The 15819-nt window shown below is 40.6% G+C and carries 11 protein-coding genes; 7 read left to right on the forward strand and 4 right to left on the reverse strand.

The window, feature by feature from the left end:
- Nucleotides 1-131: 131 nt before the first annotated feature.
- Nucleotides 132-914 carry a M90 family metallopeptidase gene (locus M1D52_RS13180; protein ID WP_437360715.1) on the reverse strand — a complete coding sequence of 261 codons (783 nt, stop codon included), beginning with the start codon at nucleotides 912-914 and terminating at the stop codon, nucleotides 132-134.
- Nucleotides 915-1033: 119 nt separating this feature from the next.
- Here M1D52_RS13180 and M1D52_RS13185 point away from each other — a divergent pair, with 119 nt between their 5' ends.
- Entirely contained in the window at nucleotides 1034-2875 is a 1842-nt protein-coding gene (locus M1D52_RS13185) for a DNA topoisomerase 3 (RefSeq protein WP_437360713.1), read from the forward strand.
- A gap of 62 nt (nucleotides 2876-2937) precedes the next feature.
- Here the strand turns inward: M1D52_RS13185 and M1D52_RS13190 are convergent, their stop codons facing one another.
- Nucleotides 2938-4278 carry an AI-2E family transporter gene (locus tag M1D52_RS13190; RefSeq protein ID WP_083812311.1) on the reverse strand — a complete coding sequence of 447 codons (1341 nt, stop codon included), beginning with the start codon at nucleotides 4276-4278 and terminating at the stop codon, nucleotides 2938-2940.
- Between M1D52_RS13190 and pnuC the strand changes: the two genes are divergently transcribed.
- Nucleotides 4277-4885 carry a nicotinamide riboside transporter PnuC gene (pnuC, locus tag M1D52_RS13195; RefSeq protein ID WP_013666925.1) on the forward strand — a complete coding sequence of 203 codons (609 nt, stop codon included), beginning with the start codon at nucleotides 4277-4279 and terminating at the stop codon, nucleotides 4883-4885. The genes M1D52_RS13190 and pnuC overlap by 2 nt on opposite strands.
- An 11-nt stretch (nucleotides 4886-4896) precedes the next feature.
- Nucleotides 4897-6006: an acyl-CoA dehydrogenase family protein gene (locus tag M1D52_RS13200; protein WP_013666924.1), complete on the forward strand. Its 1110-nt coding sequence runs from the start codon at nucleotides 4897-4899 to the stop codon at nucleotides 6004-6006.
- Nucleotides 6007-6140: 134 nt separating this feature from the next.
- Here M1D52_RS13200 and M1D52_RS13205 read toward each other — a convergent pair whose 3' ends face one another.
- Both M1D52_RS13205 and M1D52_RS13210 read right to left on the reverse strand, forming a co-directional pair.
- Nucleotides 6141-6467, reverse strand: coding sequence for a YegP family protein (locus M1D52_RS13205; RefSeq protein WP_013666923.1), 327 nt, complete (start codon nucleotides 6465-6467; stop codon nucleotides 6141-6143).
- A 124-nt stretch (nucleotides 6468-6591) separates the two neighbouring features.
- Complete coding sequence (locus M1D52_RS13210; protein ID WP_013666922.1) at nucleotides 6592-7464, reverse strand: DMT family transporter; 873 nt, start codon at nucleotides 7462-7464, stop codon at nucleotides 6592-6594.
- A gap of 105 nt (nucleotides 7465-7569) precedes the next feature.
- Here M1D52_RS13210 and M1D52_RS13215 point away from each other — a divergent pair, with 105 nt between their 5' ends.
- The 4 genes from M1D52_RS13215 (at nucleotide 7570) to M1D52_RS13230 (ending at nucleotide 15806) form a co-directional block, all read left to right on the forward strand.
- Nucleotides 7570-7980, forward strand: a complete 411-nt coding sequence (locus M1D52_RS13215) for a hypothetical protein (protein ID WP_437392774.1) — start codon at nucleotides 7570-7572, stop codon at nucleotides 7978-7980.
- A gap of 196 nt (nucleotides 7981-8176) precedes the next feature.
- A complete protein-coding gene (locus tag M1D52_RS13220; RefSeq protein ID WP_437392775.1) occupies nucleotides 8177-12556 on the forward strand; it encodes a CusA/CzcA family heavy metal efflux RND transporter in 4380 nt (1459 codons plus the stop codon).
- A gap of 30 nt (nucleotides 12557-12586) precedes the next feature.
- Nucleotides 12587-13798 (forward strand): efflux RND transporter periplasmic adaptor subunit, encoded by a 1212-nt coding sequence (locus M1D52_RS13225; RefSeq protein ID WP_437360702.1) that lies wholly within the window; start codon nucleotides 12587-12589, stop codon nucleotides 13796-13798.
- A 52-nt stretch (nucleotides 13799-13850) separates the two neighbouring features.
- Complete coding sequence (locus tag M1D52_RS13230; protein WP_437392776.1) at nucleotides 13851-15806, forward strand: heavy metal translocating P-type ATPase; 1956 nt, start codon at nucleotides 13851-13853, stop codon at nucleotides 15804-15806.
- The last annotated feature ends 13 nt before the right edge of the window (nucleotides 15807-15819 follow it).

A 15819-nucleotide genomic window follows, 5' to 3' on the forward strand; every position in this document is an offset into this window, starting at 1 on the left:
AATCTAATACTAAATCCTTTTTCGTTTTAGCAGCTGCTTTAACCAACAAACAAGGCAACCATTTACCGCTTCTTTCTTGCTAAACAAACGAGTTAATCGTATGCAGGATAGAACGGAGCGAAGTCCATTTTTCAAGGCTTTTTACCAAACATCTTTGTCAGGAGATCGAAAAGTTCGGGATGGTGATCTCTGAATTTAGTTGGCTTTTCGAAGAAATATTCCGATACAACAGCCAAAAATTCTGCTTCATTTGTTAGCGCATAAGGATCAATATCGGAACGACCCGCTTTAATCCGATGCATTTCAGCATGCATCATTTTTATCCAGGGAATCACGTAGGGGCGTGCCAAAAGAAGCTCAGGGATTCCGTCGACACTTCCATCTCGCTTATCGATCAGATGAACAAACTCGTGAATTGCTGTATTACTCTCATTGCTATTTTCCGAAAATCCGTGATGTAAGGCACTTTTCGATAATATCATTTGGCCATTCATAAAACCTTCGCCTACCATACCCAACGTGTTTCGGCGTGCGCCAACAAATTGAAAGTCACTGTTAAACGTATCAGGATATAAGACAATGTTACTAAGGTTTTTATAGCGCCAACCGCGAAAATTAAAAATTGGGATAACAGCGCTCGAGGCAATCAAGACCCGGTCCAGCTCATTCACCTCTGTACCAACACCTTCAATGTGCACGTCTCTTAAAAAAATGGTAATCTCGTTAAGAAAGCGCTCTTGGTCCGCGTCATTAAGGTCCCTATAAAAGGATACGTATTGTTCTAATATCCCGCTATAAGTTTCGGTCAAGCCTTCCTGCGCCCCCTTTCTCCCGGCTCGTTTCCTCTTTGACCAGATAAACAATAACACGATCGAAATCGTTATTCCAAAAAAGAGGTATGATAAGATTTCCATATTATTTTTAAAGTAAACTAAAATACAATTTGCTAAACAAAAGACAATCAATCATCTAATAAAAAAAGACGAAATTTAAGCGTAGATACCCTAATTTAGCGGTTCCAAAAGCAATCTTAATGAAGATCATTATAACAGAAAAGCCGTCTGTAGCACGTGATCTGGCAAAGGTATTTGGAGCTACGACGAAAAGAGACGGATATATAGAAGGCAAAGGATACTCCTTCACCTGGGCCTTTGGTCATTTACTGCAATTAGCCCCACCGCAAGAATATGGATATATAGGATGGAAAGTAAAAAATCTGCCGATGCTTCCGCAAAAACTAAAGCTGAGTGTTCGAAAAATCAGAACGAACGAAGGTATGATTGAGGATCCATCTGTACGCAAGCAGCTCAATACCATAAAAGCTCTTTTTGATATAGCGACGGAGATTATTGTAGCAACGGATGCCGGTAGGGAAGGAGAGCTTATCTTTAGATACATTTATCATTATCTCCATTGTCAAAAGCCGTTTAGGCGACTTTGGATCTCCTCACAGACTGATGCAGCCATTAAAGATGGGTTTAGGAACCTTAAACCCGGCAAGGATTATGATACCTTGTTTTATTCAGCTCATTGCCGCTCTGAATCTGATTGGCTCGTAGGGATGAATGCGACCCAAGCCCTGAGTATATCAGCCGGATCTAAAACCGTGTTATCCTTGGGTCGGGTGCAGACTCCCACCTTGGCAATGATTTGCGCTCGATACCTGGAGAACAAGAACTTTATCCCTCAGACTTATTTTCAGGTCATCATTTCCTTGCAAAAGGACGGGCAGAACTTCAAAGCCGTTTCCAAAAAAAACTATTATAAAAGGGAAGAGGCAGAAGAAATTCTTAATGCCGTCAAAAGTGTAGCAGATGGATTTGCTACAGGGGGGGATATCAGCAAAGTCGAAACAAAAACAAAAAAGGAGCAACCTCCATTGCTGCACGACCTCAGTAGCTTACAGCAAGAAGCGAACAAAAAGAAAGGATACACCGCTGATGAAACGCTGGCAATTCTACAACGCCTATATGAGGAAAAATTAATAACATACCCTCGTACAGGTAGTCAATATATAGGTGATGATGTTTTTGAAACCATTCCGCAACTCATCGAAAAGCAACAACAACATCCTTTTTTTTCGAAACAAGCTATAGTTTTGGCCAATAACAAACTCAACAAAAGAAGTGTCAATGCCAAGAAAGTGACAGATCACCATGCTATTTTACCGACGGGAGAACCGGCACGAAACCTGTCACCTGATAAGCAGGTACTATATGACATGATTATTGGAAGGATGTTAGAGGCTTTTCATGAAGTCTGTGTGAAGGACCTCACTAAGATTACCATTGAATCAGGTTCAACATTCATCGCAAATGGTACCGTAATTCGATCTGCGGGCTGGCGCGCCGTATACAATGAACCGGAAGAGAATGATCAAGATCAACCGGAGAACAACACCATACCGAAAGTAAGTGAAGGCGAAAGCTTGGCTATTATAGAAAAAAGCATCGCTGAAAAACAAACCAAGCCTAAACCACTTTATACCGAGGCAAGCTTATTGAAAGCAATGGAAACGGCAGGTAAGGAAATTGAGGACGAAGAACTGCGATATGCAATGAAAGGAAGTGGGCTAGGGACTCCGGCAACGCGCGCATCAATCATCGAAACCTTGATAAAGCGTTCTTATATTACAAGAAAGAAAAAGAACTTACTGCCATCGGAAACCGGGCTTGCTGTATACGACATAGTGAAAGATAAACTAATTGCACAAGCGGAGCTAACAGGTCAATGGGAAAAGCGATTGGAAGAAATACGCTCCGGAGCGTCCGTCAAGGCATTTAAAGAAGAAATTAAGCAGTACACGAGAAAAATCACGGAAGAGCTATTAATAGCAGGAAAAGAACTTGAGCTTTTGTTGGAAGATCAGGGATAAAATGTATTATCAGCGATTGTCAAAAATTGCGCAATCGCTGACAGTCGATCATGATGAACAAGTTATTTATCCTTATCTAATTTATCCTTTAACTTCCATCTTTTTAGTAATACCATTGTCGAATGCTTTTTCAAATGATATTTTTCGGGTTCTCCTATTAGAAAACCAAAAGCTTTCATGGAAGGAATAGCGTCAAATAAAACTTTAATAACCGCCGTTAACGGCAGTGCCAGTATTAAACCCGCTAGTCCGAACAACATTCCCCCAAGCAAAATAGCAATTACCGCCATTAGCGGATTAATACTCACTTTACTACCGACAATATTCGGTGTAATAACGTTGCCTTCCAAGAATTGCACAACTTGAAACCAAGCGACAACGCCAATGGCATACCAATAACTATCCTTCGTGGCAAGTGCAAACACTGCAGGTAGTATAGACCCAATGGCAATACCAATATAAGGCAGTAACATCAGTAGAGATGCTAAGGTGCCAAAGAACCAAGCATATTCCACTCCCATCAACAGTAATCCAACCGTATTCAAAACGGCAACAATAGCCATTACCGTAATCAAACCAAGCAAATAGCTTTGAACAACACTATAAATACGATTAAGGGTTTCGTGAACTTTATCTTGCGATGTACTGCGGAAGGCATGAAAGAAAAATTCGCGAAAAAAATCCCGGTAATAAAGAAGGAAAAAAGAAAAAAGTGGCACAATCACAAGACCTGCTAAAATACCGCCCACAGAGCCAAAAGCAGCTGAAAGATAGGTGCCTGCGTTCGATAAAGCCCGATTAGACAACTCCTTTACCTTTGCGGTCAGCTCCCCCGGCTCAACACCGAATTTAACAGTTATCCATTGTTGGATGGTATTAAATATGGTCAAGAATTTACTTTGAAGATCTGTTCCGTTATGGCCAATCACGATTACCTGATGTACAATAAACCAGATGAGTCCGGCTATAACTAATATCGCTAATATAACAGAAAGAATTGCTGAAAGTGCTCTATGAACATTGAACCTTTCGAGGAACCTGGTTACGGGATAAAGCGAAATAGCAATTAGAATAGAAAACATGAGAGGGACAAGCACGCTTTGTAAAAAGTAGAGAACTGCAATGATGAGTACTAATGACAATAAGCTTGAAGCCAACTCAAAAGAATAAGGTCTTTTTTCCGGAGAAGGGGAATTTAACATGTGAATAAATGAATCTTTAATAAATCCATCACTTAACAATAGCTTAGCATAATTGTTTTCGTTGTGCTGTATTTGGTGAAAATTGAGATTATTTCCCGCTGCAGAAGAAACGATGAATATTTCAAATTTGGCACAAATTAAGCTTAACTTCGCAGCTCTTGTAAAATTAATAGGCAAATAGCTCGTTAAAATGCGTGACATGGCAGAATGGCTAACTATCTTTAAAGAACAGTTAATACAAACACCACTGATACAATGGTTTGGAGTCCTTTTCGGAATAGCGGAGGTGTTACTGGCACGGTACAACAAAGTAGCTCTGTATCCCTGCGGCATTATCAGTATTCTCATTACGATGTTTGTTTTGTACGAAGCGGGCCTATATGCGGAAATTTTATTAAATGCCTACTACCTCGTAATGAGCATATATGGATGGTATTACTGGCTTAGAAAAGGAAGTAGTGAAAAGGTGCCCATTACGACCTGCTCAACAAGTGATTGGCTGGTCGTTGCTGGTTTTCTTTTGCTGGGAACGCCTTTTCTATATAAGATTCTCATCCATTTCACGGATTCTACCGTCCCACTGTGGGATACTTGGGTAAGTGTAACGGCTTGGGCCGGGATGTGGTTATTGGCAAAAAGAAAAATTGAAAATTGGTTGCTACTGAATATAAGCAACGCTTTTGCGATCCCGCTTTATATTCATAAAGATCTTTTGCTTTATGCGATATTAACGTTGATACTTTTCATTGTCGCCATTTTTGGTTATTTCGCATGGAAAAAGAAGATTTACCGACAGCTTAATGTATAAATGATAAATCAATGAAACTTCTTCAAGAATTAAAAAAAATAGCTGCAGAATTGCGTCAAGAAAGCTTAGAAGCCGAATTACAAGGTAGCTTAACAACTAAACAATTAGCAGTTATATACGAAAACAAGCTTTTTAATCTCTTTGTACCCAAAGCTTACGGCGGGCTAGACCTCTCCCTAACAGAAGCCCTTCAAATAGAACGGTTGTTGGCCGAAATAGATGGAAGCCTAGGCTGGACGGTGACGCTCTGCAGCGGAGCCAACATGTTTGTCGGCTTTTTAAATCAGGACATCGCACACCCCTTATTCAGCAACAAAAAAGTGTGTTTCGGTGGCAGCGGACGAGTAGGTGGCCATGCTGAAATAATGGAAGAGGGTTATTTAGTATCCGGTAAATGGCAATATGCCACCGGGGCTGCACATAATACTGTTTTCACGGCAAATTGTGAAATTTACCAAAATGGAGAACCGTTACTGGATGCGGCAAAGAAGCCGGTAGTAAAATCCTTTTTCTTTTTACAGGATGAAGTCACCATTTTGCACGACTGGAATGCCATGGGCTTGAAAGCAACAGCGAGTCATAGTTTTGAGGTAAATAATCTAAAAGTAGAAAAGAGGAGGGCTTTCAAAATAGACCCCCAAGGTGCAATATTAAAGGCTCCGATTTATCGTTATCCGTTTCAACAGTTCGCAGAAGCTACATTATGCGTTAACACCCTCGGTATGACCTGTAGGTTTCTCGATTTATGCCACGAAATCTTTGATGAAAAGTACAGTGACGTACGGGATAATTACCATGGGAAAATGAAGTTACCCGATCAATATTTGTCAAATGCCAAACTGGAAATGAATAACTTACAACGCGAACTTTATGAATTAGTTGAAAAATCCTGGATGCAATTGAATACAACGAATGCTATCGACTTAGCTCTACTCGAACAAATCAGTAAACATACTCGTTTGTTGGTTAAGACCGCGCAGCAATGGGTAGCCAAACTATATCCCTATTGTGGTATGAAAGCAGCTAGACCCACCGAAGAAATTAATCGTATGTGGAGAGACTTGTTCACTGCCAGTCAACACAGTCTGTTTACATCGCCTATCATCGATGAAATTGACTAGTAATAAATTGGTCGACAGCAATATATAGCAAGGTAAACATCGCATAAAATAAAAAAAGTTGTACATTTTCCGTAGAATCGGATCCTATACAACTTTTGGTGCCGCCAACTTAAGTTAGCTACCATTCTATTTCTTTATTCTTCTATGGTTGTGGCGTCAGGTGCATTTTTCTTAACGGAACTGATACCATTATCACGACCGGAACTCGTTTCATACATCTCGCTGGTACCAATAATCTGTCCGTTTTTTGCCTTCAAGTTGAAAAAGAATTTTCCATTGCTAGATTCTTTGCTATCGTACCGCTCATCTAACTTTGCGTTTTCTTTCACGGACGATATACCATTATTACAAGCTGATTTGGTTGTATACTGTTCGCTTGATAAAATCACCTGACCATTATCTGCTTTTAAATTAAAATAAAATTGGCCGTTTTTAGCTGTTTTAATAACAAATTTTCCCATAACAATAAGTTTAATACCTAAACAAACATAATAATTAAGTTATTTAATAACAATGGTTTTATCCATTTTATTTCTTTTAAAGTAACAAATGATCGTATGGCATGTACGGATTGGTTTATCCGATCTATTTTCTTTTTAACACAAGGGCTAGCCCCGCTATCACCAACATTACACCTAGGCCGGTATATGCATCAATTGGTTCGTTGGCAAGCAACCAGGCAATAAAAAAACCGGATATTGGGCACAAAAAGAGCCAAAAAGAGGCTTTAACGGCATCTTGCCTAATCAAGTAAAGCCAAATTTGAACAGCACCAATCGAAACAACAAATGCTAACCAGCTCACCGCGCTCCAAAATGTTATATTATAAGTATTTAGGGACCGATCGTAATAGAAGAGCATGAAGGGTACAAGCAGTAAACCGCCTAATATCGTTTGCCAACCATTTATAGTAAGTATATTTAGTTTCTGCCAGTTCTTCTTAGCGAAGTAAATAGACCCCAACGAGTAAGATAACATGCTCAGTAGAAGCAAAAACAAACCGATAGGGGACGCATAGCTCTTCATTAATAAAGGATAGGCGGCAACAACAATACCGATGAGGCACAAGCTTAAGCTGAACAATATTTTGGCGGTGATTCGTTGTTTATAAACCAACGCGGAAATCACACTCACAAAAACTGGACTTGTTGCGGGAAAAAGTGATCCAAGACCTGCGGACACGTGCTGCATAGCAAGGACATACAATCCCAAATAAACGCCAATATTGAGAATACCGTAGGCAAACAGCTGTTTCCATTCATTCCCATGAGGTAAACGATGTTTCAGCATAATATGAGAAATAAAAATCATAATGCCGCCGGCCAGACAAAATCGAGTAATCGCTAGAACAAAAGGTTGTGAAACCTGTAATCCCCATTTCGTAGCTATGGACGCAGACGACCATAAAACTGCGAATACTAGGCCCGCCAGTATATATTGTAATTGCTTTATATACATGTGTTTGTCATCGCTTAGTTCGGTATCCCGCTCGAACAATACGGAAAAGGATCCTATTCATTTTCAATAATTTTTAATAGCTTTGTTCGTAGTTGATCAATAGCGATGGCAATATTAAAGAAAATAAGTGTTATCTATTTCTTTATTTGGATGATAATTCCACAAGATGCTTTGCTATTTGTGACCTCGTTTCCTGCACACTACGCTCATCATTTAGAAGATCATGGAAAAATATCACTTTTAGAATTTCTGAAAGAGCACAGTCAGGGAGTTGAAAAGCATGATGCTTCAGATAATGAAGAAGACACAAATTTCCCCTGTGATCATCACCATAATGAAAGTTGCAGTTATTCCCTACATAACTTTAAAATTCTTCCGGCAACGAATGATTGGTTACCGTATATACCCTTACAAACTTGTCCGGCAATCCCTTTAACAGTTTACTTCTCAAATGAACAGGTATCAAGTATCTGGCAGCCTCCAAAAAGCACATTAGTCTTTAAGGATGTTGTGTAATACTTAGAAACTATGTGTTTAGTGATGGTAATTCTTCAATAATTACCTTTTTTGCTATTGACGCATAACAGATTACACCTTCCATAAAAATGTCATTCACGGGAAAGTCTTATAATCCGCCCGTGAACAATCGTTAGTCATATTGGAATAATTTGTATAGATACCGTTACGGTATGCTATACATTACGTGTAACTTATGTTGAATAAAATCATTTTTTTTAGTATAAAAAACAAGCTGATTGTAGGTATATTTACCTTTGTACTCATTGTTTGGGGGGTATGGTCTGCAACTAAACTTCCTATTGATGCGTTACCTGACATTACCAATAATCAGGTGCAAATAATTACCAGTGCTCCCAGTCTGGCAGCTCAGGAAATCGAACGATTAGTTACTTTTCCAATTGAGCTATCCGTTGCCACCATTCCGCAGATGATCGAAATAAGAAGTATTAGTCGTTTCGGTCTTTCAGTGATTACGGTAGTATTCAAAGAGAAAGTAGATATTTATTGGGCAAGGCAACAGATTGCCGAGCGTATAAAAGAAGCTCAAAGCCAAATTCCACCAGGTATCGGCGAACCGAAATTGGGACCTATCAGTACCGGTTTAGGGGAAATTTACCAATATATCATCCATCCCCGACCAGGTGCTGAAAAACGATATTCACCTACTGATCTTCGAACAATGCAAGATTGGATAGTAGCGCGGCAACTGTATGGAACTCCCGGTGTAGCCGAGGTTAATAGCTTCGGCGGAATATTAAAGCAGTACGAAGTTGCAGTTCGTCCGGATAGATTGCAGGCTTATAACATTACAATTGCCGAAGTATTCACCGCCTTACAAAACAATAATGAGAATACAGGCGGGGCATATATCGATAAAAAGCCCAATGCTTATTATATCCGTTCACTCGGCTTGGCGCGGAGTTTAACCGATATTGGAAACATTGTGATCAAAAAAGATAGTAAGGGTGTTCCAATTTTAATTAAAGATGTCTCCAGTCCACAATTTGGCGGAGCCATACGATATGGCGCTTTAACCTATAATGGAGAAAGGGAGGCAGTGGGAGGTGTGGTTATGATGTTAAAGGGCTCTAATAGTGCAGAGGTCGTAAAGCTAGTTAAGGAAAAGATGCGGACGATACAAAAGTCGCTTCCCAAAGATATTGTAATCGAACCTTATCTAGACCGAACAAATCTAGTGAATCGCGCCATTGATACCGTCAAAAGTAACCTAATAGAAGGTGCCTTGATCGTTATTTTGGTTCTTGTCCTGTTTCTGGGTAACCTTCGTGCCGGCCTTATCGTTGCATCTGCTATTCCACTTTCCATGCTTTTTGCATTCTCAATGATGAACATCTTCGGTGTCAGTGCCAATCTGATGAGTTTAGGTGCGATCGATTTTGGCTTGATCGTAGACGGAGCAGTTATTATCGTAGAAGCGACAATGCATCACTTTGGCCTACGAAAATCTGCCTTCAGATTAAACCAAGAAGAAATGGACGATCATGTATTTGATTCAGCTGTAAAAATCCGATCGAGTGCTGCTTTTGGCGAAATCATTATTTTAATGGTATACATCCCTATTCTAGCATTAACGGGTATTGAGGGGAAAATGTTCAAACCAATGGCGCAGACTGTTAGTTTTGCGATCATTGGTGCTCTCATACTTTCCATGACCTATGTCCCGATGATGTGCGCGCTTTTTCTTTCTAAAAAACCGATACAAAAAAAGACTTTTTCCGATCGTTTAATGTATAAATTACAACGGTTTTATACTCCTTTATTAAAAAAAGCATTAAGAGCACCCTATTGGATTCTATCATTTACCTTGTTGCTTTTTGGAGGAAGTGCATACCTATTCTCAAGAATGGGAGCAGAATTCATTCCGCAACTAAAAGAAGGTGACTTTGCTTTTCAGTGTGTACTTCCACAAGGTGCGTCACTTTCACAGAGTATCGGAACGTCGATGAAGGCCGCTAAAATTCTCAAAACTTTCGATGAAGTAAAAATGGTGGTTGGAAAAACGGGTTCTGCTGAAGTCCCAACCGATCCAATGCCACCTGAAGCAACCGATCTCATGGTTATTCTAAAGAATCAATCAGAATGGAAAAGCGACCGCAGTTATGAGCAGCTTGCGACCGATATGGAGAAGGCGTTAAATTTACTACCAGGCGTCTATATCGAAGCCAATCAGCCCATACAAATGCGCTTTAACGAGTTAATGACGGGTATTCGGCAAGATGTGGCAATCAAAATTTTTGGCGAGAACTTAGATTCGCTTGCGACTTATGCTGATAAGGTGACAACTTCAATCGCCACCGTTCGCGGAGCTTCCGGTGTATTACCCGAGCCCATCAGTGGATTACCGCAAATTACAGTAACCTATAATTATGACCAACTTGCAAACTACGGTACAACCATCAAAGCACTAAACACAGCACTAAATACGGCCTTCGCCGGTGCAATTGCCGGTGTAATTTATGAAAATGAAAGGCGGTTTGATTTAGTTTTACGCTTAGATAGTACTGTTAAAAACAATATTGACGATGTTCGTAATTTGCTCGTGCCGATTTCAAATGGTGAACAAGTTGCACTTTCTCAGCTGGCAAATATCGAGTTTAAAGATGGCCCCGCGCAAATTAGTCGCGACGATGCAAAAAGACGTATAGTAGTCGGTTTCAATATTGTAGGTCGTGACGTCCAAAGTGTTGTTGACGACATCAAAAATAAAATTGATGAAGAAGTAAAATTACCGGATGGTTACTTTTATACCTTTGGAGGTCAGTTTGAGAATCTGCAAGAAGCAAAATCGAGACTACTCATCGCAGTACCCCTAGCTTTGTTGCTAATTTTCGTTTTACTGTTTTTTACATTCGGCTCGACGAAAGAATCCGTATTAATATTTACCGCCATCCCGATGTCGGCTATCGGTGGAATAATCGCTCTAAAGCTTCGTGATATGCCATTTAGCATTTCAGCCGGCGTCGGCTTTATTGCTTTGTTCGGCGTAGCCGTATTGAATGGTATCGTATTGATTAGTACATTCAATCAGTTGAAAAAAGCAGGACAGGGAAACATCCTACGCCGTATTCTTGAAGGATCACTCTCCAGGCTGAGACCTGTTTTGATGACAGCAACAGCGGCGTCCCTCGGGTTTCTACCTATGGCTATATCCACCGGTTCCGGGGCTGAAGTTCAGAAGCCATTGGCCACCGTTGTCATAGGAGGTTTAGTAACTGCGACACTCCTTACCTTATTTGTTTTGCCGATACTTTATTTTCTTTTCTACTCTTTCAAACTTAGGAGTCCTAAACGCTTGATCCGAATGATTTCCTTAGCGCTAGTACTGCTTACCGGACCTTCCCTTATCGTTTCCGCTCAAAATCAACAAGACATGATCCAAGGCAGAATTAGCTTAGACGAAGCCATAAACATGGCCTTGAAAAACAATCCTGGACTTAAAGAAGCTGATGTAAATCAGCTTAGACAGAAAGCTTTGGAAAAAAGCGCTTTTGATCCGGCCAACATAGATATTTCGGCAGCGCAATCTCCTTTAGAAGGCGCCAGTCCGGACAACAACATAGGTATTGGTCAAACATTCAGCTTCCCAACGGTATACGGTGCTAAAAGACAGCTGTTAGAAGAACAAACCACATTAGCGGCAACAAGTCTAACAGTAAGTAAGAACGACCTTATACGTGAAGTGCGTATCGCTTTTGCTAATCTCGTTTATGCCAATCAATCACTCAAGCTCCGGACAAAACAGGATAGCATCTTGAATGAATTTCTCAAAATCGCCGAACTGCGTTATAATACAGGAGAAACTTCAAAGACCGAGTTACTGATTGCATCCAATCGTTATCGACAGCTTCAATTACAACAGCAACAGGCAGGCGCTGCTAAAATAGCTGCTTTGCAGGAGTTGATGCGTTTGCTTAATGTATCCGAACCATACGATATAAAAGAGCAAGAAGATTATAAATTAAGTATTTTATCAACAACAGATAGTGTCGCACTTAAAAACAACCCGCTGCTATCTTTTGCTAATCAACAAATCCGCGTAGCGGAAGAATCGGTCAAGGTACAGAAATCGGCTTTTTTACCGGATATCACTGTTGGCTATCAACAGCAACTCATTCTTCAGGGATGGAATCCAGAAGGAATAAACAAATCATACGGACAAAGAACTAAAATAGCTGGTGTTTCTCTAGGGGTCGCAGTACCTCTATTTAATTTAGCCGCACAAAAAGCGAAAGTAAAAGCTTCTCTACTGGCAACCAAAGCTGCTGAATACGCATATGAGCAGACCTTCAGTAATTTAAAAACGACTTTTATGCAACAATTAAGTTATTACCGACCGTTACAGGCTGCCCTTATATTTTATGAAGATAGTGGACTGCAAGAAGCGGACGAATTGATCGCCTCTTCGAGATTAGGATATAGAAAAGGTGAGATTGACTACGTAGCTTATACACAAAGTATAGAACAAGCTTTTAATACCCACCTCCAATACCTTGAAACACTTAATCGGTATAATCAGGTGGTAGCCACTATAAATTATCTAACAGGGAAATAACCATACCAGCATAGCTCAAAAAAACAAAAAATGAAAAGAATAAAATTATGGGGATGCGTTTGTGCCGTCCTGTTGAATCTATCCTGTCAGTCAAATCGCTCAAATAAAGCATCAACCAATTCTTTCCGCACCGAAACGGCAGAAAACACCTCAAAAGAGGCTAAAACGTTCGGCCTGCTCAGTATTCGCGAAGATCAACTCAAGGCCATCGATGCTACCTTAGGTTATATTGAAAAAAAGGATCTAAAAAACGGCTTGCAAGCTGTGGGTTTTGTTCGGGTACACAATCAAGATAAAGCCTCCATATCGTCGTTATATGGAGGAAAAATACAATCCTTATATATTTCTCCCGGCTCTGTTGTAAAGAAAGGACAACTAATCGCTACGCTGCTTAATCCGGAAATTATCGTATTGCAAGAGGAGTATCTGACATTAAAAAACAGCATCGAGCTTACAAAGATCGAATTAAATAGACAAGAGGAACTCATGAGAGGAAATGCCGGTGCATTAAAGAATTACCAAAACATAAAAGCGCAGCTTGCCCAACAACAAATCCGACTCGCATCTATCCGGAAACAGCTAAGTTTGGCCGGCATAGATGCCCCGAAACTAAGCGTAGAAAACATAAGAGAAAGCCTATCGGTAACAGCTCCAATGGCCGGCACTGTTGCCAGTGTTGAAATGGGGCTTGGTGCCAGTGCTGATGCAGGGATGATTATTGCACGCATTGTTAATAATGAGGAAGTAGATCTCGATCTGTATGTTTATGAGAAAGATTTGGAGAAAGTAAAAATAGGGCAGGAAATCACATTCAGCCTTTCAAATAATCCCAACAAAGAGGGCAAAGCAATTGTCGATAAAGTAGGAAGTTCTTTCGAAGGAGAAAATAAAGCGGTTGCGGTGCATGCACGAATAGTAGGCAATCGGGATGGGTTCATAGACGGAATGGGTGTAAATGCGATACTAAGCATCGGAAATACCACGGTTAACGCGATTGCTAATGACGGAATTGCTCAGAAAGAGGGTAACAGTTATATATTTTACGTTAACGAAGAAAAGATCAACACAGACAAAGAAAAAGAATATCTCTTCAAACGTATTCGAATAAAAAAGGGTGCAAGCTCGCTCGGCTACACCGAAATTATCCCAATCGATGTATTACCTGACAGTGTTAAAGTCGCCACATCCGGCGCGGTATTCATTCAAGCCAAAATGGACGGCGGCAATCAGCATGGTCATTAACAATGATTATGAACAAGGGCATCTAATTTTTTTATTTATTAATTTTATTATTATGAAAGAACAGCATAAAGAGCAGCACAATACCGGTTTTTTTTCCAATATGGAGCTCGTATTTGCGCTGCTTTCGGGGCTCGCTTTGGGCATCGGCTATTTACTATCAATAAACAACGAAACATTCATGGCATTGGCAGCCTCTATTTTGGCCTATTTTTTCGGCGGGTTTTTCACATTAAAAGAAGCAATCAAAACCATAGCGAAAGGAGCTTTCGAGATTGATTTTCTCATGTTTGCCGCAGCAGTTGGAGCAGCTATATTAGGAAAATGGTCAGAAGGCGGCCTGTTACTTTTTCTATTCAGTCTTGGTCATGCTTTAGAACACTATGCACTCGGTAAAGCACGTAAATCGATACAAGCATTGACGGATTTAGCCCCGCCGACCGCCCTGTTACTGCAAGCAGGCAAGGAAGTGGAGATCAAAATAGAAGAATTGCAATTAGGGGATACTATACGTATAAAACCGAATAGCAAAGTTCCGGCAGACGGGGTTGTCGTAAGAGGTGAGGGGACTGTTAACCAGGCACCAATTACAGGTGAAAGTATTCCGGTAGATAAAATGGCCATTGATGCCCCTACGAGAGATTATTCCAAAGTTAAGAAGATAGATCAAAAAAACCGGGTGTTTGCGGGCACTATCAACGGAAACCGAGTGCTAGAGGTCCAGGTAATAAAAGAGGCGAAAGATTCGACCATTGCACGATTAATACATATGGTTAATGAAGTAGAAGAACAAAAGTCGCCTACCCAATTATTGACCAATAAATTTCAGCGATATTTTGTTCCGGCCGTTCTTTTATTAGTGATCCTACTATGTTTCGCGTTTTTAATTGTTGATGAAACATTCAACGAAAGTTTTTATCGGGCCATATCAGTTTTGGTAGCGGCGAGCCCATGCGCCTTAGCTATTTCTACACCGAGTGCTGTATTAAGTGGTGTAGCTCGTGCAGCTAAAGGAGGAGTTTTGATCAAAGGAGGTAGGCCACTTGAAGATTTGGGTATATTAGATGCCGTAGCTTTCGATAAAACAGGGACTTTGACAGAAGGCAAGCCAAAGTTAGCTGAACTAATCATATTCGACGGAGTTGATAAGCAAGAATTTTATTCCACAGTTCTAGCTGTCGAACAGCAAAGCGATCACCCTTTAGCTCAGGCAATCGTTAACGGCATTAATGAAATCGTTGAACCTAATAGGATAAGTGAGGCTATCGATATAGAAAGTGTTACGGGTAAAGGCGTGAAAGGTACGATCGACAACAGCTTAGTTTTGATAGGGAATAAGGCTCTTTTCTCAAGTGACGATGGGAATCTTCCACAAGATTATAAAGAACAAGTGGAGACATTAGAAGCAGAAGGAAAAACGGTGATGTTAGTTAAAAAAGGAAAAGATTTTCTCGGAATTATTTCTGTAATGGACAAACCCCGAGTAGGCGCAAAAGAAACACTCGCAGCGCTCCGAAAGCTTGGCATTCGACGAATGATCATGTTAACGGGCGATAATCAACAGGTTGCAAATTCTATTGCAAAGGAGATCGGATTAACAGACGCGTTCGGTGATTTAATGCCTGAAGATAAGGTAAGAGCCGTTAAACAACTCACAGACGAAGAAGGCAAGGTAGCCATGGTGGGCGACGGGGTGAACGATGCCCCCGCCATGGTAAAAAGTACGGTTGGAATCGCAATGGGAGCGGCGGGTTCGGACGTTGCACTGGAGACAGCAGATATAGCCTTGATGGCGGACAAGTTAGAAAACCTGCCTTTTGCGATCGGCCTAAGCCGTAAGTCGAAAGCAATTATTCGTCAGAATTTGTGGATAAGCTTAGGAGTAGTCGTGCTTCTCATTCCGCTAACTATGTTCGAGCTTGCCTCTATTGGCCTGGCTATTATCGCTCATGAAGGCTCTACCTTGGTGGTCGTTCTTAATGCGTTGAGATTATTGGCTTATAAAAATTAAAACAGGGGGAACG

Source organism: Olivibacter sp. SA151, assembly GCF_054130995.1.